This window comes from Pseudoxanthomonas sp. UC19_8 (assembly GCF_042700505.1).
Taxonomy (GTDB): Bacteria; Pseudomonadota; Gammaproteobacteria; order Xanthomonadales; family Xanthomonadaceae; genus Pseudoxanthomonas_A; species Pseudoxanthomonas_A winnipegensis.
Genome location: NZ_CP170559.1, coordinates 998,951 through 1,015,016 on the forward strand (window position 1 = coordinate 998,951; position 16,066 = coordinate 1,015,016).

15 protein-coding genes and 3 pseudogenes are annotated in these 16,066 nt (G+C 68.4%); 7 read left to right on the forward strand and 11 right to left on the reverse strand.

The features are described from left to right. Positions 1–82 precede the first annotated feature (82 nt). The 5 genes and pseudogenes from ACFJIT_RS04285 to ACFJIT_RS04305 all read right to left on the reverse strand — a co-directional run bounded on the left by ACFJIT_RS04285 (position 83) and on the right by ACFJIT_RS04305 (position 5,487). Positions 83–1,273 carry a cysteine desulfurase gene (locus tag ACFJIT_RS04285; protein WP_379655708.1) on the reverse strand — a complete coding sequence of 397 codons (1,191 nt, stop codon included), beginning with the start codon at positions 1,271–1,273 and terminating at the stop codon, positions 83–85. Between the two features lie 83 nt (positions 1,274–1,356). Beyond that, on the reverse strand, positions 1,357–2,664 hold the full coding sequence (gene sufD, locus ACFJIT_RS04290) for a Fe-S cluster assembly protein SufD (RefSeq protein ID WP_379655152.1): 1,308 nt from the start codon (positions 2,662–2,664) through the stop codon (positions 1,357–1,359). Beyond that, a pseudogene (gene sufC, locus ACFJIT_RS04295) lies at positions 2,661–3,424 on the reverse strand (Fe-S cluster assembly ATPase SufC). Before sufC ends, sufD begins: the two are co-directional and overlap by 4 nt. Positions 3,425–3,536: 112 nt before the next feature. Further along, a complete protein-coding gene (gene sufB, locus ACFJIT_RS04300; RefSeq protein WP_340649121.1) occupies positions 3,537–5,009 on the reverse strand; it encodes a Fe-S cluster assembly protein SufB in 1,473 nt (490 codons plus the stop codon). Positions 5,010–5,025: 16 nt separating this feature from the next. After that, positions 5,026–5,487 (reverse strand): SUF system Fe-S cluster assembly regulator, encoded by a 462-nt coding sequence (locus ACFJIT_RS04305; RefSeq protein ID WP_130521192.1) that lies wholly within the window; start codon positions 5,485–5,487, stop codon positions 5,026–5,028. A gap of 905 nt (positions 5,488–6,392) precedes the next feature. Here ACFJIT_RS04305 and ACFJIT_RS04310 point away from each other — a divergent pair. From ACFJIT_RS04310 to ACFJIT_RS04330, 5 genes and pseudogenes are all read left to right on the forward strand, one after another. Next, positions 6,393–6,860, forward strand: a complete 468-nt coding sequence (locus ACFJIT_RS04310; RefSeq protein ID WP_130520923.1) for an SET domain-containing protein — start codon at positions 6,393–6,395, stop codon at positions 6,858–6,860. A 187-nt stretch (positions 6,861–7,047) separates the two neighbouring features. After that, entirely contained in the window at positions 7,048–9,276 is a 2,229-nt protein-coding gene (locus tag ACFJIT_RS04315; RefSeq protein ID WP_379655153.1) for a DUF5916 domain-containing protein, read from the forward strand. 119 nt (positions 9,277–9,395) lie between these two features. Continuing rightward, positions 9,396–9,575, forward strand: a pseudogene (locus ACFJIT_RS04320) (SDR family NAD(P)-dependent oxidoreductase); the annotation flags it as partial. Positions 9,576–9,651: 76 nt separating this feature from the next. Continuing rightward, positions 9,652–10,158: an SDR family oxidoreductase gene (locus ACFJIT_RS04325; RefSeq protein ID WP_379655154.1), complete on the forward strand. Its 507-nt coding sequence runs from the start codon at positions 9,652–9,654 to the stop codon at positions 10,156–10,158. A 108-nt stretch (positions 10,159–10,266) separates the two neighbouring features. Continuing rightward, a complete protein-coding gene (locus tag ACFJIT_RS04330) occupies positions 10,267–10,806 on the forward strand; it encodes a type 1 glutamine amidotransferase domain-containing protein (RefSeq protein WP_130520916.1) in 540 nt (179 codons plus the stop codon). A 178-nt stretch (positions 10,807–10,984) separates the two neighbouring features. On the opposite strand, the gene ACFJIT_RS04335 is transcribed toward ACFJIT_RS04330, so the two are convergent. The 6 genes from ACFJIT_RS04335 to ACFJIT_RS04360 all read right to left on the reverse strand — a co-directional run bounded on the left by ACFJIT_RS04335 (position 10,985) and on the right by ACFJIT_RS04360 (position 14,349). After that, positions 10,985–11,620, reverse strand: a complete 636-nt coding sequence (locus ACFJIT_RS04335) for a hypothetical protein (RefSeq protein ID WP_379655155.1) — start codon at positions 11,618–11,620, stop codon at positions 10,985–10,987. Continuing rightward, positions 11,610–12,047, reverse strand: coding sequence for a hypothetical protein (locus ACFJIT_RS04340; RefSeq protein WP_379655156.1), 438 nt, complete (start codon positions 12,045–12,047; stop codon positions 11,610–11,612). The genes ACFJIT_RS04335 and ACFJIT_RS04340 overlap by 11 nt, the downstream gene beginning before the upstream one ends. Positions 12,048–12,274: 227 nt before the next feature. Then, positions 12,275–12,799 carry a hypothetical protein gene (locus tag ACFJIT_RS04345; RefSeq protein WP_379655157.1) on the reverse strand — a complete coding sequence of 175 codons (525 nt, stop codon included), beginning with the start codon at positions 12,797–12,799 and terminating at the stop codon, positions 12,275–12,277. Between the two features lie 48 nt (positions 12,800–12,847). Then, positions 12,848–13,150: a DUF3861 family protein gene (locus tag ACFJIT_RS04350; RefSeq protein ID WP_228257949.1), complete on the reverse strand. Its 303-nt coding sequence runs from the start codon at positions 13,148–13,150 to the stop codon at positions 12,848–12,850. A 74-nt stretch (positions 13,151–13,224) separates the two neighbouring features. After that, positions 13,225–13,803, reverse strand: coding sequence for a M23 family metallopeptidase (locus ACFJIT_RS04355; RefSeq protein WP_379655158.1), 579 nt, complete (start codon positions 13,801–13,803; stop codon positions 13,225–13,227). A gap of 159 nt (positions 13,804–13,962) precedes the next feature. Then, complete coding sequence (locus ACFJIT_RS04360) at positions 13,963–14,349, reverse strand: HU family DNA-binding protein (protein WP_130520907.1); 387 nt, start codon at positions 14,347–14,349, stop codon at positions 13,963–13,965. Between the two features lie 392 nt (positions 14,350–14,741). Here ACFJIT_RS04360 and ACFJIT_RS04365 point away from each other — a divergent pair, with 392 nt between their 5' ends. Together ACFJIT_RS04365 and ACFJIT_RS04370 are read left to right on the forward strand one after the other, a co-directional pair. Next, on the forward strand, positions 14,742–15,176 hold the full coding sequence (locus ACFJIT_RS04365) for an OsmC family protein (RefSeq protein WP_379655159.1): 435 nt from the start codon (positions 14,742–14,744) through the stop codon (positions 15,174–15,176). A 133-nt stretch (positions 15,177–15,309) separates the two neighbouring features. Next, positions 15,310–15,940: pseudogene (locus tag ACFJIT_RS04370) on the forward strand (glycine zipper 2TM domain-containing protein). Positions 15,941–16,066: the final 126 nt, after the last annotated feature.

The window sequence follows — 16,066 nt, forward strand, 5'->3', positions numbered from 1 at the left end:
GTGGGAAGGCCCCAGCGGAGCAAGCTCCGCTCTACAGGCAGGCCGCTGCGGGACTTGAGAAGACAGTTGCTCCCACCCACATTCACCCCAGCAGCGTGCGGGCCTTCTTCAGCGCGGCCACGAAGGCTTCGATCTCCTCATGGGTGTTGTAGAAGGCCAGCGAGGCGCGCAGCGTGGCCGCGACGCCGAAGTACTGCAGCAGCGGATGGGCGCAGTGCTGGCCCGAGCGCACGGCGACGCCTTCCAGGTCCAGCAGCGTGGCCAGGTCGTGCGCGTGGGCGCCGTCGATCAGGAACGACACCACCGCGGCCTTGTCCGGCGCGGTGCCGAAGATGCGCAGGCCTTCGATGCGCTGCAGTTCCTCGGTCAGATGCGCCAGCAGCTGCGCCTCGCGCGCGCGGATCGCGGCCATGCCGACGCCGTCGAGATAGTCCAGCGCCGCGCCCAGGCCGACGAAGCCGGCGATGTTGGGCGTGCCGGCCTCGAACTTGTGCGGCACCTCGTTGAAGGTGGTCTTCTCGAATCTGACCTCCTTGATCATCTCGCCGCCGCCGATGAAGGGCGGCATGGCCTCCAGCAGCGCCCGGCGCGCCCACAGCGCGCCGGTGCCGGTGGGCCCGCAGATCTTGTGGCCGGTGACCGCGTAGAAATCGCAGCCGATCGAGGCCACATCCAGCGGCATGTGCGGCGCGGCCTGCGAGCCGTCCACCACCGTGACGATGCCGGCCTTGCGCGCGGCCTTGCAGATCTCGCGCACCGGGTTGACCGTGCCCAGCACGTTGGACACGTGGGCCACCGCCAGCAGCTTCACCTGCGGGGTCATGGCCTTGTACAGTGCGTCCAGGTCCAGCTGTCCATCGGGCAGGATCTCGGCCACCTGGATCGTCGCGCCGGTGCGCTGGGCGATCAGCTGCCACGGCACGATGTTGGCGTGGTGCTCCATGCGCGAGACCAGGATCACATCGCCGGCCTTGAGCGTGGGCAACGCCCAGGAATACGCCACCAGGTTGAGCGCGAAGGTGGTGCCGCTGCACAGGATCAGCTCGTCGCCGCGCACACCCAGGAAGCGCGCCAGCGTCTTGCGCGCGCCCTCGTAGGCGTCGGTCGCCTCGGTGCCCAGCGCGTGCACGGCGCGGCTGACGTTGGCGTTCTGGCGGCGGTAGAAGCCGTCCACCGCGGCGATCACTTCCACCGGCTTCTGCGCGGTGTTGGCGTTGTCGAAGTAGATCAGCGGCTTGTCGTTGACCGCCCGCGTCAGCAGCGGGAAGTCCATGCGGATGCGGTCCCAGTCCACGCCCTGGGCCTGGCCGGACTCTTCCGGACGCACGCCGGCGCTGCCGCTGTTCTCGTGCTTGCTCATGCGGCGCCCGCCTGGCGCAGCGCCAGGTCGAGGATCGCGGTCAGCTGGCCGATCAGCGCGTCGTCCTCGAGCACGGCCAGCGGCTCGCGGCAGAAGGCGGCGGTCAGCAGGCGCTGCGCGTCGGCCTGCGGCAGGCCGCGCGAGCGCAGGTAGAACAGCGCATTGGCGTCGAGCCGGCCCACGGTGGCGCCGTGCGCGGCCTGCACTTCGTCGGCATGGATTTCCAGCACCGGCTGGGTGTCGATCTCGGCGGTGTCGGACAGCAGCAGATTCTTGTTGGACAGGCGCGCGTCGGTGCCGTCGGCGCCCTCGCGGATCAGGATGCCGCCATGGAACACGGCCCGGCCGCGGCCGGCGCCCAGCCCGCGCCAGGTCAGGCCGCAGCTGGTGTCGCGCGCGATATGGTCGATGCCCAGTCGCGTATCGACGTGGCGGCGCCCGCCGGCGAGCAGCACGCCGTTGGCGTCCAGGCGCGCGTGCTCGCCTTCCAGGCGCACGTTGAGCTCGTGCCGCGACAGCGCGGCGCCCAGCTCCAGGTCCACGCGCGTGTAGCGCGCATCGCGCGCCAGCACCGCGTCGGTGCGCAGCAGGCTGGTGGCCTTGTCCGATTCGTGCTGGGCACGGGCGTGGACCAGCCGTGCACCCTGCGCCAGATGGACATGGGTGAGCGCATTGGCCAGGTGTGCGTGCTCGCCGGCGCCGAGATGGTGTTCGACCACGCGCAGGCGCGCGCCGGCGCGCAGTTCGATCAGGTTGCGCAGATGCCAGGCGCGGTCGACATGCGCGTCCCGCGCAGGCGCACCCACGTCCAGGTTCGGGCTGTCCAATTCCGCCGCGCCGATGAAGACCAGCTGCAGCGCCGTGTCCGCCTGCACGCCGGCCTCGACGCGCAGCAGCACGCCTTCGCTGGCCAGCGCGGCGTTGAGCCGGGCGAAGACCTCGTCGTTGCGTTCGAAGCGGCGTGCCAGGAAGCGCGCGGCATCGCTGCCCTCGGCCAGCGCCTCGGACAGGCGCTGCACGCTGACCCCTTCGTCCAGACCCGACAGATCGGACAGCGCCTGGGCATGGCGGCCGTTGACGAACACCAGGCGCGGGGCGGGGATATGCGCCAGCAGCGCGGCATCGACCTGCGGTGCGGCGTCCACCGGCGCGAAGCGGCGGCGCTCCAGCGCCCGCAGCGAGGTGTACTTCCAGGCCTCGTCGCGCTGGCTCGGCAGGCCGGCGGCCAGGGCGTCGTCCAGCACCGCGCGGCGCGTGGCATCGCCGCTGAAGGCGGACGCCAGGGAGTCCAGCAGCGTGCTCATGCCGCCGCTTCCGGCGCCACGCGGTCCTTCAGCCATGCGTAGCCGTGGGCTTCCAGCTCCAGCGCCAGCTCCGGCCCGCCGGTCTGCACGATCCTGCCGTCGGCCAGCACGTGCACCACATCCGGCTTGATGTAGTCCAGCAGACGCTGGTAGTGGGTGATGACCAGGAACGAGCGCCCGGCGCTGCGCAGCGCGTTGACGCCCTCGGCCACGGCCTTGAGCGCGTCGATGTCCAGGCCCGAGTCGGTCTCGTCAGGATCGCCAGCTTCGGCTCCAGCACGGCGAGCTGGAAGATCTCGTTGCGCTTCTTCTCACCGCCGGAGAAGCCCTCGTTGACGCCGCGATGCAGCAGCTCGTCCTTCAGGTGCAGCACGGCCAGCTTCTCGCGCACCAGCTTGAGGAACTGCATCGAATCCAGCTCGGATTCGCCGCGCGCCTTGCGCTGGGCGTTGAGCGCGGCGCGCAGGAAGTAGGTGTTGTTCACGCCCGGGATCTCGACCGGATACTGGAAGGCCAAGAACACGCCGGCCGCGGCGCGCTCTTCCGGTTCCAGCGCCAGCAGGTCGGCGCCTTCGAACCGCACGCTGCCTTCGGTGACTTCATAGCCCTCGCGGCCGGCCAGGATGTTGCCCAGCGTGGACTTGCCCGCGCCGTTCGGGCCCATGATGGCGTGCACCTGGCCCGGCTTCACCTCCAGCGAGAGGCCTTTGAGGATGTCCTTGCCGGCAACGGCGGCGTGGAGGTTGTCGATCTTGAGCATGGGAATGGGGAATTGAGAATAGGGAATAGGTAAAAGCAGAGGCGTCGCGGCTAGGCACCGGGCGAGAACCGATTCCCGATTCCCCATTCCCGATTCCCGGCCCCCAAGGGCGTCAGCCCACCGAGCCTTCCAGCGACACTTCCAGCAGCTTCTTGGCTTCCACGGCGAATTCCATGGGCAGCTCGCGGAAGACCTGCTTGCAGAAGCCGTCGACGATCATCGACACGGCGTCTTCCTCACTGATGCCGCGGGCGCGGCAGTAGAACAGCTGGTCGTCGCTGATCTTGGAGGTGGTGGCCTCGTGCTCGACGGTCGCGCCCGGGTTCTTCACCTCGATATAGGGGAAGGTGTGGGCGCCGCATTGCTTGCCGATCAGCAGGCTGTCGCACTGGGTGTAGTTGCGCGCGCCCTCGGCCGAGCGGTCCACGCGCACCAGGCCGCGGTAGGTGTTCTGGCCGCGGCCGGCGCTGATGCCCTTGGAGACGATCTTGGACTTGGTGTTGCGGCCCACGTGGATCATCTTGGTGCCGGTGTCGGCCTGCTGGCGATGGTGGGTCAGCGCGACCGAGTGGAACTCGCCCACCGAGTCGTCGCCCAGCAGCACGCAGGAGGGGTACTTCCAGGTGATGGCCGAACCGGTCTCCACCTGGGTCCAGGTCACCTTGCTGCGCGCGCCCCGGCACTCGGCGCGCTTGGTCACGAAGTTGTAGATGCCGCCGCGGCCCTGCTCGTCGCCCGGGTACCAGTTCTGCACGGTCGAATACTTGATCTCGGCATCTTCCAGCGCGACCAGCTCGACCACCGCGGCGTGCAGCTGGTTCTCATCGCGCATCGGCGCGGTGCAGCCTTCCAGGTAGGAGACGTAGGCCTTGTCCTCGCACACGATCAGGGTGCGCTCGAACTGGCCGGTGTGGCCGGCGTTGATGCGGAAATAGGTGCTCAGCTCCATCGGGCAGCGCACGCCCTTGGGGATGAACACGAAGCTGCCATCGGAGAACACCGCCGAGTTCAGCGCGGCGAAGTAGTTGTCGCCGACCGGCACGACCGAGCCCAGGTACTGCTTGACCAGCTCCGGATGCTCCTTGATGGCTTCGGACATCGAACAGAAGATGATGCCCTTCTCGGCCAGCTCCTTGCGGAAGGTGGTGCCGACCGAGACCGAGTCGAACACCGCGTCCACCGCCACGCCGGCCAGCTTGGCGCGCTCATGCAGCGGCACGCCCAGCTTGTCGTAGGTGTCCAGCAGCTCCTGGGGCACCTCGTCCAGCGACTTGTACTTGGGGCCCTTGGGCGCGGAGTAATAGCTCAGCGCCTGGAAGTCGATCGGCGCGATCTTCAGCTTGGCCCAGTGCGGCACCGGCATGGTCAGCCAGTGGCGATAGGCGGCCAGCCGCCAGTCGGTCATCCACTGCGGCTCGTCCTTCTTGGCCGACAGCGCGCGGACGATGTCCTCGCTCAGGCCGGGCGGCAGCGAGTCGGACTCGATCTCGGTGATGAAGCCGGCCTCGTAGCGGCGGCCGAGCTGTTCGACGATCTCGGCGTTGCGGACGGGGGCGGCGGGAACCTGGGTTGCTTCGGTGGCCATGGGGGCTGCCTACAGTTCAGTTGTCCACGCGCACGGCGATGGGGCGGCGGCGCGTATCGGGAGTGGGGGAGGGGGCGGCCGGCTGCAGCATCTGCGCCAGCGTCATGCCGCGCAGCGCGTCGGCCACCACGTCGTTGATCAGCCGCCAGTTGGCGCGCACACCGCAGCGCTGGGCGATGCCGCACTGACTGTCGTGCTGGCTGCATTCGGTGATCGCCAGCGGCCCTTCCATGGCCTCGATGATCTGCACCAGGCTGATGTCGCCGGCCGCATGGGCCAGCCGGTAGCCACCGTGCACGCCGCGCAGGCCTTCTACCAGCCCGGCCTGGGCCAGCGGCTTGAGCACCTTGCTGACGGTGGTGGCCTCCAGGCCCGAGGCCTCGGCCAGCTCCGTGGCGCTGAGCACTTCGCCGCTGCGGTTGGCCAGGACGGTCAACAGGACGGTGGCGTAATCGGTGAGCTTGGTGACGCGCAGCATGGTGGCGGGGCGCCCACGCAGGGGCGACGGATGAAATTGGACCGAAATTGTACGCTTTCCCGCCGCGCGACTCAAACCCCAGACCGCGTGAAACAATGGGCGCGTACAGCTTGGCTGCACCATGGAAGCCGAGTGGTCCGGGACCGCGGCACCGTCGATGCCGGAGCCCCAGCGCAAGGCGGCGCCTTGCGGCGGATGGATCAGGACTTCTTCCTACTCGAAGGCATCAAGCAGCGCCTTGCCCCCTCCCTTTCGCCGCAGGCGAAGGGGAGGGCCGGGGTGGGGTGCTTTTGCTCTTGCTTCTGTGGCTTGACCGGGAAAGCCACGACCCCTCCCCATCCCTCCCCCTCGCCTATGGCGAAAGGGAGGGGGCCTCAAGTCGAAGCCGTCCCGTCACTGATCGCGCTCTGCGCATGGGCAACGGTCTCGAACGACCGCGCAAACCGAAGCCTTGTGACGTGACGCGCGCGGCAGCGGGCCGGCGGGCAGCGGCCGCGACTAGCGAGGCAGGACGCCGAGCGCCCGAATCAGGGCAGGATGCCCTGATTGAGGGAAAAGCGGCCGCTGCCCGCCGGACCGCTGCCCTTCCGAAGCAGGCTCACTCACTCCACTGCAGCAGGCGCACTTACACGCCGCCGCCTGTGATCGGAAGAAGAGCCAAAGCAACAGCTGCCCATTGCAGCGACGCACGGACCTCCGTGCCCTGTGCCGTCCGCGAGAAAGTCGCTGGGTTCCCGCGTTCGCTGGAACGACGAGCTTGGGCTCGGCGACGACGCTTGTAAGGGCCTCGCACCGACGGGTGAAGGCCATCCCGAGCAGCGCTGCTGCGCAGACGCTCGACATGCAGTGGCACGAACTGCGGCGCGAGGCGACAATGCGGGACGACCCTCTTCATGGATGCCTCGATGCCGCGCAAGATCGCCACCCGCAAGTCCGCCATCCATGGCAACGGCATGTTCGCCGTGGCCCCGATCAAGAAGGGGGAGCGGCTGATCGAATACCGCGGCGAACTGCGCACGCACGCGCAGGTGGATGCCGACGAAGGCGGCGATGTCGAGAGCGGCCATACCTTCCTGTTCACACTTAATGATGAATACGTCATCGACGGCGCCCGCGGCGGCAACAGCGCCCGCTGGATCAACCACAGCTGCAATCCCAACTGCGAGGCCCTGATCGAAGAGGCCGAGGGCGACGACCGCACCAAGGACAAGGTATTCATCGAGGCCATCCGCGCCATCAAGCCCGGCGAAGAGCTGACCTACAACTACGGCATCACCCTGGCCGAGCGGCACACGCCGCGGCTGAAGAAGATCTGGGCCTGCCGCTGCGGCTCGAAGAACTGCACCGGGACCATGCTCCAGCCCAAGCGCTGAGGCAGTCCGCGCGCGGGCTGCAAGCGGCCGCGCGCGGAGCGGCGCATGCAACGCGCCATGGCCGTGGATGCACGCGGCGGACAAAAGGTTGCAATGACCAATGCCAGTCGGCACGCGCTGACAAGCTTCCCAACATACGCACCCGAAGGCGGCCATCGGCCCCTCAGGCTCAGAAGGAAGCAGGACCATGCGTGGCTCGGTATTGGCGGCAAGCGTGTCGATGGCGTTGGCGGCGCCCGCCGGCGCGGTGCAGATCGATGGCCGGATCGATCCGGCGGAATGGGCCGGCGCCCAGCACATCACCGACTTCCGCCAGGTGCAGCCGCTGACCGGCGCACCGGGCAGCCAGCCTACCGAGGCCTGGATCCTGGCCACTCCCGAGGGCCTGGCGGTGGCGGTGCGTGCGGTGCAGCCGCCCGGTGTGCCGCGCACCCTGCAGAAGGTGCGGCGCGACTTCAAGGACCAGGTCGACCGGATCAACCTGATGGTGGACTTCGACGGCGACGGGCGCACCGGCTACAACTTCGTGGTGTCCTCCACCGACGGCATCAACGATGCGGTGGTCACCAACGAGAACCACTTCAACACCGACTGGGATGGCCACTGGCAGCACGCGGTCAGCGCGGACGAGCAGAGCTGGTCGGTGGAGATGCTGATCCCCTGGTACATCGCGCCGATGCACAAGGCCAGCGGCGGCAAGCGGCGGATGAAGCTCTACCTGGACCGCGTGATCGGTGCCACCGGCGAGCGCGCCGCCTGGCCGGTGGCCAGCTTCGAGCGGCCGCGCTTCCTGTCCGACTTCGCGGTCGTGGAGGTCACCGACTACCAGCAGTCGCTGCTGGCCGTGACCCCGTACATCTCGGGCCTGTACGACAACGTGCACGGCGGCACCGATGTACAGGGCGGGGTGGACGTGTTCTGGAAGCCCAGCGGCCAGTTCCAGATGACCGCCACCCTCAACCCGGACTTCGGCCAGGTCGAGAGCGACGACCTGGTGGTCAACTTCGACGCCACCGAGACCTATGTCAGCGACAAGCGCCCGTTCTTCACCGAGAACCAGGGGCTGTTCGAGTTCACCACGCCGTCCGATTTCAGCCAGCTGCTGTATACCCGGCGCATCGGCGGGCCTTCCGACGACGGGCGCGGCGCGGCCGACATCAACGCCGCGGTGAAGGTCAACGGCAGCCTGGGCGCGACCAAGTACGGCGTGTTCGTGGCCGAGGAGGACGGCGAGGCCGGGCGCAGCTTCCGCGCGCTGCGGCTGGTGCGCGACTTCAGCACGCAGAACCTGGGCCTGATGCTGACCCAGGTCGAGCGCCCATGGCTGGATCGCGAGGCGACCGTGCTGGGCGTGGACCACAACTGGCGCCCCAACGCGCGCTGGAACGTGCGCACGCGCCTGCTCGGCAGCCAGATCAGACAGGCCGGCCAGACCACGCGCGATGGCGGCGGCACGCTGTGGGCCGACTACGAGATGGACCACGGCTGGCGCCAGCAGTGGATCGCCATGCACTTCGGCAGCGATCTGCAGCTCAACGACGCCGGCTACCTGTCGCAGAACAGCCTCAACTACGGCCATTGGGAAGTGCGCAAGCGCTTCCCCGAGCAGCCGGCGCAGTCGCGCTATGCCTCCAAGGACTGGCGCTGGCGCATCAGCCAGGTCAACAACGACCACGGCGAGATGCTCGACCGGCAGCTGCGGATCAGCCGCCAGGGCGAGGTGCGCGATGGCAGCGAGGAGTTCATCCAGGTCAACTTCAACGATGCCGGCGTGGACGACCTGCTCACGCGCGGCCATGGTTCGGTGCAGCAGCCCTTCAATACCCAGCTGGTCTACGAATACAGCCGCCCGCGCAAGGGACGCTGGGCGCACGAGGTGGAGCTGTGGGCGCGGCGCGGCAGCATCACCGACGCAGGCGCGCTCAACTACAGCGCGGACTACACGGCGACCTATTTCGTCAACGACGACTTCAGCCTCTACCTGGGCGGCTATGCGGATCATTCGCCGGCCTGGTCGATCTGGCAGCGCGACAACCTGGTCGGCCTGTACAACGGCCGCGAATGGCATCTCAACGCCGGCCTGACCTGGAACCTGGCCAACCGCCAGGAGCTGCGCGTGAAGCTGCAGGCGCTGGCCATCGAGGCGCAGGCCAAGGGCGCTTACCGCGTGCTGGCCAACACCCAGCCGCTGCGCACCGACGAGGCCGTGCCGGACTTCAGCGTGCGCAACCTGGGCTTCCAGGTGCGCTACCGCTACGAGGTCGCACCGATGTCGGACTTGTACATTGTCTACGCGCGCGGCGGCTACCAGGAGACCGACCGCAGCGATCCGGTCGGCCGCCTGCTGGGCGATGCGCTGCGCCTGCGCGAGGACGAGCAGCTGCTGGTGAAGTTCAGCTACCGCTTCACGCTGTAGCCATGAGGCAGGCCCGGAGGAATTGCCCTTTCGACCAACGCTGAAGGGCCCGCGCCTGCGGCACACTGGCGGCCCGTTCCCTGCGAGGTTGCCCCGTGACCCAGTCCCTCCAAGGCCAGGTGGCCGTCATCACCGGCGCGGCCAGCGGCATCGGCAAGGCCCTGGCGCAGACCCTGGCCCGGGCCGGGGCGCGCGTGGCCATCGCCGACCTCAACCAGGCAGGTGCGCAGGCCACCGCCGCGCAGATCCAGGCCGAGGGCGGCCAGGCGCTGGGCGTGGCGATGGACGTCACCGACGAAGCGGCGGTCGATGCCGGCATCGACCGGGTCGTGCAGGAACTGGGTCCCGTGGACATCCTGCGTCGCCAATGCCGGCGTGCAGATCGTGCATCCGATCCAGGATTTTCCCTTCGCGGACTGGAAGAAGCTGCTGGCCATCCATCTGGACGGCGCCTTCCTCACCACCAAGGCCGTACTGCCGGGCATGTATGCGCGCAAGCGCGGCACGGTGATCTACATGGGCTCGGCCCATTCGCACGAGGCCTCGCCGCTGAAGTCGGCCTATGTGACCGCCAAGCATGGCCTGCTCGGCCTGTCGCGCACGCTGGCCAAGGAGGGCGGGCCGCATGGGGTGCGCAGCCATGTGATCTGCCCGGGATTCGTGCGCACGCCGCTGGTGGAGAAGCAGATCCCGGAGCAGGCCGCCAGCCTCGGCATCAGCGAGGAAGAAGTGATCAAGCGCGTGATGCTGGGCAATACGGTCGATGCCACCTTCACCACGGTCGAGGACGTGGCCGCGATGGTGAAGTTCCTGTGCGAATACCCGAGCAACGCGCTGACCGGGCAGAGCTTCCTGGTCAGCCATGGCTGGCATATGAGCTGAATGCGGCGCGTGTTCGCGTCGCGTCGAGACATCGCCACCAGGAAACGACAGGCCTCGAACGGCGCGGCGCCGAAGATGGGGTTCCTTTCTTCAACGGAGCCTTCGCTCATGACCACGCTCACTGGCAAGACCATCGCCGTGCTCGCCACCGATGGATTCGAACAGTCCGAACTCACCGAGCCCAAGCGTCGCCTGGAGGAAATGGGCGCCAAGGTCGAGGTGATCTCGCTCAAGGGCAAGGACAGCATCCGCGGCTGGGACCAGAAGGACTGGGGCGACTCGGTCAAGGTCGACAAGCAGCTCGACCAGGCCAAGCCGTCCGATTACGACGCGCTGGTGCTGCCGGGCGGTGTGATCAACCCCGACACGCTGCGCCGCGAGTCGTCCGCGCTGGACTTCATCAAGGCCGTGGCCGCCGACGACAAGCCGGTGGCGGCGATCTGCCATGGCCCCTGGCTGCTGGCGGAAACGGGCCTGGCCAAGGGACGCAAGCTGACTTCGTGGAGTTCGCTCAAGACCGACCTGTCCAATGCGGGCAGCACCTGGGAAGACCGCGAGGTGGTGGTCGACGGCAACATCATCACCAGCCGCAATCCCGACGATATCCCGGCCTTCAGCAAGGCGATCGCGGAAGCGCTGGCGAACTGACAGCTCGAAATCGAGAAGAAAACGGGGCGCGGCCTTCGGGTCGCGCGCCCGTCTGTAGAGCGGAGCTCGCTCCGCTGGGGCTTTCCCAAGATCCGGCCGAAATGCAGCGGAGCAAGCTCCGCTCTACAACGAGGTCACGACTTAATTAAAGAAGATAGCTACTCGCACGATGAGGCGATCAGCGTTCGTCGCCTCGTGCCGAAGGCTCGTATCCTTCCAGATCCGCTGAATCCAGATGCCAGGTCCGGTCCTTCGCCGGCGCGCCGTCTGCCATCACGGCACGCAGGGTAAAGCTGCCCCTGTAGTGCCGCGTACTGCCATCGGCCTGCAATGCGGCCAGGTCGACCGGCACCTGGATATAGCGCGAACCAGCCGCGCCCTCCGCATCGAAGGCCTGGCCGACACGCGCATCGACCTGGCGGGTCTTGGCATAGCCTTTGGCGAAGACGTCGAAGGGCTGCCGGCTGGCCGCGCCGTCCCGGCTCCAGAGCGCATAGGCGGCTGCGTAGTCGCCCGCGTTGATCGCCGCGTAGTAGCGACGCACGGTGTCTTGCGCGCTTTCGGCGGTTGGTTCTCCAGGTGTAGCGGCTTCTGCGGCCTGCATCGGCGGCGGTTCGGCCAGCGCGTCTTCGGTCTGCGAATCGCTCGGCACCGACGCCGGCGGCGTGGCGGGCGTCGGCGCGCTGGTCGCGGGAGGGGCGTCGCCAGAACGCGCCTGCCGATCCTTGCCCGGATCGCAGGCGGCCAGCGTCGCGATTCCGGCCGCGAGCAGGCCGAGCATCAGCATGCGCAGACGCATCGGGTCAGGGCGCATCGCTCAGATCCGGCATGCCCACGGGCTGGTCGAACTGGACCACGATGCGGCCATTGCGCACGCGCGCGGACTGCACACGCACGTCGCCCAGGCTGGCCAACAGCTTGGGATCCAGGCGGTACAGCGGTTCGCTGCGCGCGTAGTCCTGCAGGAACAGGCTGACCAGCTGCCGATCGCGTTCGTGCAGTTCGCCGCCGTTGGTGGCCGCGACGCGATCCACGGTGGGCGCGTCCAGGTACAGCGTCATCGCCTGCGGGTCGTAGCGCAGGCCGCTGCTCAGCCAGACCCGGCCCAGCGGATTGCCGCTGGCGCTGGCGTCGAACTGCATCTGGACCCGGTCGCTGCCCGGCGGAATGCGCAGCTGCGGATTGCTGGCGGTCATCGAGACGCAGGCCGCCCAGCGCCTGGAAATCGCGCGGGAACTCATGCTCGAGAAAGCCCTGCACCTGTGTCGCGCTGACGGACAGCTCGTTGGAAGGCGCTTGGCTGGAGGACTGCGCCTGGGCCCACGACGCGGCCGTGATCGGTGCGATCACCAGGGCCGTGGCGACGAGGGCGGCGCGCATGCGGTGGGCGAAGAGAGCCTGCATGGAAACGTCCGAGAGAGGCGGCTGGAGGCCAGGCACACCTTAAGCACATCGGGTGAACCGGGCCTCAATCGAGCTGTGGGCGGATCGAGGCGCTGGACAGCGTCCAGCCGTCGTTGCCGATCTTGCGACGCAGGCGGTACCAGCCGTCCCACCGCTGCACACGGCCCTGCGCATCGGCGACCTGCAGATGCACGGGGATTTCCAGACTGCGCGAGGGGTATTGGTCCGGGTCCAGCGGCTTGGGCGCGTCGCTGTTGATGCGCATGGTGCGCGGGCCGAGCGCGCGCAGCGCGGCATCGTCGGGCACCGGCGCCGGCTTGCCGCCGGTCCATTGCGCATCGGCCTGGTCCAGCCGGCCCGAGGCGATGTCGGCCAGGTAGGCGTGGAGCACACCGGCGGCTTCGAGCAGGTGGGCCTGCTGCTGCGCGTCCAGCGCCTGGCGCCTGGCCAGCGCGGCCTGATCGTCCGTGCGCGTGCCGGCCTGCGGCAGCGCGGCGGTCGTGGCCAGCTCGGCCTGCGGCTCGGGCTTGCGGCTGCAGGAACAGTTGCCCAGCAGCAGACACAGCAGCAAGGGCAGCAGCAGGCGCATGGCGGGATCGGGCAGTGGCGGTGGCGCGCAGTGTACGCGCGGCCTGCGCTAGCGGTTGGGGTCGATCCCGGCGATGAAGCGGTCCAGCGCCGGCTCCAGCGGCGCGAACGGGTCCTCCTGCGCATCGCGATGGCGATGGGCCAGATCGCGCAGCACGCGGCTGGCCACCAGGGTGGCGGCGCGCTCGTCCGCGCTGAGCTGACGGTGACGCTGCGACTGGTGCATCAGCCGCAGCCAGTCCTGGCTGGCGCGATGCTCGAATTCGATGCTGCAGCGGTCGCGGCACGGGTAGCCGTCGTCTTCGACTGGCGTGATGGTGATGCGATAGCGGTGCGGGCGAGGGTCCTGCATGGCGGTCACGAGGCGAAGTGCGAGTGGCCAAGGTAGGTATCCGCGCGCCGTCGCGCGAGCCGGTGGGGCGCGACTCAGTGTTCCGGCGGGCGCCAGGCGCGCAATGCCGGCAGCGGATCGCGCGCGCCATCGGCGCCGTAGATGCCGTAGTGCAGGTGTGGCGGCGTGCCGCGCGCGTTGCCGGTGGTGCCGATGAAACCGAGCAGGTCGCCGGGCAGGACGCTGCGTCCTTCACGCAATCCGGGCGCCCAGTCGTCCAGGTGCGCGTAGTAGTAGCGCTCGCGTCCTGGTCCGAGCACCCACACCTGGCGCCCGCCCAGGCCGCCATCGCGAATCGAGACGATCACGCCCGGTGTGGCGCTGCGCACCGGCGTGCCGCGGGCGGCGAAGATGTCCACGCCGGCGTGGGTGCGGTCGCGCCCGCGCGGCGCGCCGAAGGTGGCGGCGATGCGCGTGGCGCGCACGCCTTCGACCGGGACCGGCAGCGCCTGCGCCGGCGGCATGCGCGTCACGCGCCAGAGCATGCGCGGGGTCTGCATGAAGGGCTGGTTCCAGGCCCAGCCCGCGGCCCAGGCCAGCAGCGCCAGCGCGACCAGCCAGAGCAGGGCGCGGCGCAGGCGGCGAGCGGGCGTGGTGGCGGAAGGTGCGTGCATGTGCCTTAAGCGTGGCGTGCCGCCGATGAGCCTGCGGTCAAGGCGCGCGATGCGAGACGGTCGTTCGGGCTGCGCCTTGTCCGCGATGCGGGAAGCCCGGAAACGACTCGGGACGGCCAAGGCCGTCCCGAGCAGTGAAACCGGTGGCGCCTTCAGGAATCAGGCGGCCGCCGAATCCTTCAGCGTCTTCATGAAGGTGGCCTTGAGCTTGGTCGAAGCCGGCTTGGCGGCGAACCACTGCTCTTCCTTGGTGAAGGGGTTGATGCCCTTGCGCTTCGGCTTGGCCGGCACGCTGACGGTCTTGATCTTCAGCAGGCCCGGCAGGGTGAACGTGCCCGCGCCCTTCTTGCTCACCGAGCCCTGGATGGCCGACTGCAGCGCAGCCATGACAGCGCGCACGTCCTTCGGAGCCACGCCACTGGATTCGGCGATGTGGGCGACCAGACCGGACTTGGTCAGGGCCTCCTTGATCGGCTTGGGAGCAGCCGGTTTGGCGGCGGTCTTGGCGGCCTTCTTCGGCGCTACCTTCTTGGTGGTCTTTGCCATATGTGTCCTGTGTACCGTGTTGGTGGATGTACTGGCCGAACGGTCGGCCTGCGGAATGTAGGGCAAGGCGCGGGCCCAGCCAAGAGGAATTCGGCTTTTTTCGCGGTTTTTTCGTGTTTTCTCGACCAAAGGCGCGTGGGCGAGCTCCCGGTGACGCTTCTGAAGGTGTCGAGCCCCAGTGTAGGAGCCGCCATGGCGGCGATGTGGCCTTGCCGATAAAGCCCATCGCCGCCATGGCGGCTCCCACAAAAAAGCGATCGGAGGTCAGGGGGGAAACAACGTCTCGCGTGTTTTTGCCGCACTGCGCGATGGCCTGTGCGCGGCCGGCACGGTGCGCTTACATCGTGGCGCTTAGGCTGCGGGTCACTTTCAAGCACACAGGAGCACATCGCATGGGTATCTCGCGTCCGGCCACCGCACACTGGGAAGGCGACCTGAAGTCTGGCAAGGGCAAGCTGTCCACGCCGCAGAGCGGGCTGCTGTCCGACACGCCTTACGGTTTCAACAGCCGCTTCGGTACCGAGAAGGGCACCAATCCCGAGGAACTGATCGCCGCCGCGCACGCCGGCTGCTTCACCATGGCCCTGTCCAATCTGCTGACCGAGGCCGGCTCGCCGCCGACCTCGCTGGACACGCGCGCCGAAGTGGACCTGTCCATGGAAGGCGGCCCCGCGCTCTCGCACATCCGCCTGAAGGTCAAGGGCGTGGTGCCGGGCATCGACGCGGCCAAGTTCAAGGAGATCGCCGAGAACGCCAAGGAGAACTGTCCGGTGTCCAAGGCGCTCAAGGCGGTGCCGGTGAGCCTGGAGACCGAGTTCGCCGGCTGAGTCTGTCTGGCGTTCCAGAAAAGGGCCTGTCGCGCGGTTGAACGCGCGGCAGGCCGCCGGCCGGGTTCAGGACCGGCTCACCGCGGCGGCTCGACGATGCGCGTGCGCCGATCCGGCGCCGGAGACCGCCCATATGATCCGCTCCACGCTCGGCCTGTTCCTGATCGGTGTGACCTGCATCGCGCCGGCGTCCGGCCAGTCGCGCTATGCGGACTACTACGCGCAGCGCTATGGCGATGGCTACGCCTCCAACAGCCGCGACTATTACGACGGCCGCGACAGCGGCAATTACGACTATGCGCGCGTGGTGCGGGTCGATCCGATCATCGCCGCGCCGCCTCCTCCGCAGCAGCAGGTGCTATTACCGCGATGCCGACGATGCCTATGCGCGCGGCGGCGATTACTACGATGGCAATGGCCAGCGCCAGGCCACTCCGGGCGGACGCATCGCGGCGACCATCGCCGGTGGTGTGCTCGGTGCCGTGGTCGGCAGTCGCTTTGGCGGCGGGACGGGCCGGGTGATCGGCACCGCGGTGGGCACCGCCGCCGGCACCGCGGCCGGTCAGTCGGTCTACGACAACTCGCACACCGAGCGCGGCACGGTGCGCGTCTGCGAGCCGGTGTCCGACCAGCGTTACGAAGGCGAGGTGGAGGGTTACAACGTCACCTACGAATATGCCGGCCGGACCTATCAGACCCGCACTGCCTATAACCCGGGCGATCGCATTCGCGTGCGTGTGGATGTGGTGGCCGCGCAGAACTGAAAACGCTGCATCGACATCTGCAGGCGAAAGGGGCCCTTGTGGCCCCTTTTGTTTTTTGGACTGGGCGCTGGAATGACTGAGGCGTGTGTGTGCTTTGGCTTCGGAGGGCAGCGGTCCGGCGGGCGG

Excerpts from the sequence above, each read along its gene's own strand:
- ACFJIT_RS04285 (WP_379655708.1), bottom strand. The coding sequence starts at position 1,273 with ATGGACTTCCCGCTGCTGACGCGGGCGGTCAACGACAAGCCGCTGATC.
- sufD (WP_379655152.1), bottom strand. The coding sequence starts at position 2,664 with ATGAGCACGCTGCTGGACTCCCTGGCGTCCGCCTTCAGCGGCGATGCC.
- sufB (WP_340649121.1), bottom strand. The coding sequence starts at position 5,009 with ATGGCCACCGAAGCAACCCAGGTTCCCGCCGCCCCCGTCCGCAACGCC.
- ACFJIT_RS04305 (WP_130521192.1), bottom strand. The coding sequence starts at position 5,487 with ATGCTGCGCGTCACCAAGCTCACCGATTACGCCACCGTCCTGTTGACC.
- ACFJIT_RS04310 (WP_130520923.1), top strand. The coding sequence starts at position 6,393 with ATGCCGCGCAAGATCGCCACCCGCAAGTCCGCCATCCATGGCAACGGC.
- ACFJIT_RS04315 (WP_379655153.1), top strand. The coding sequence starts at position 7,048 with ATGCGTGGCTCGGTATTGGCGGCAAGCGTGTCGATGGCGTTGGCGGCG.
- ACFJIT_RS04330 (WP_130520916.1), top strand. The coding sequence starts at position 10,267 with ATGACCACGCTCACTGGCAAGACCATCGCCGTGCTCGCCACCGATGGA.
- ACFJIT_RS04335 (WP_379655155.1), bottom strand. The coding sequence starts at position 11,620 with ATGCGCCCTGACCCGATGCGTCTGCGCATGCTGATGCTCGGCCTGCTC.
- ACFJIT_RS04340 (WP_379655156.1), bottom strand. The coding sequence starts at position 12,047 with ATGAGTTCCCGCGCGATTTCCAGGCGCTGGGCGGCCTGCGTCTCGATG.
- ACFJIT_RS04345 (WP_379655157.1), bottom strand. The coding sequence starts at position 12,799 with ATGCGCCTGCTGCTGCCCTTGCTGCTGTGTCTGCTGCTGGGCAACTGT.
- ACFJIT_RS04350 (WP_228257949.1), bottom strand. The coding sequence starts at position 13,150 with ATGCAGGACCCTCGCCCGCACCGCTATCGCATCACCATCACGCCAGTC.
- ACFJIT_RS04355 (WP_379655158.1), bottom strand. The coding sequence starts at position 13,803 with ATGCACGCACCTTCCGCCACCACGCCCGCTCGCCGCCTGCGCCGCGCC.
- ACFJIT_RS04360 (WP_130520907.1), bottom strand. The coding sequence starts at position 14,349 with ATGGCAAAGACCACCAAGAAGGTAGCGCCGAAGAAGGCCGCCAAGACC.
- ACFJIT_RS04365 (WP_379655159.1), top strand. The coding sequence starts at position 14,742 with ATGGGTATCTCGCGTCCGGCCACCGCACACTGGGAAGGCGACCTGAAG.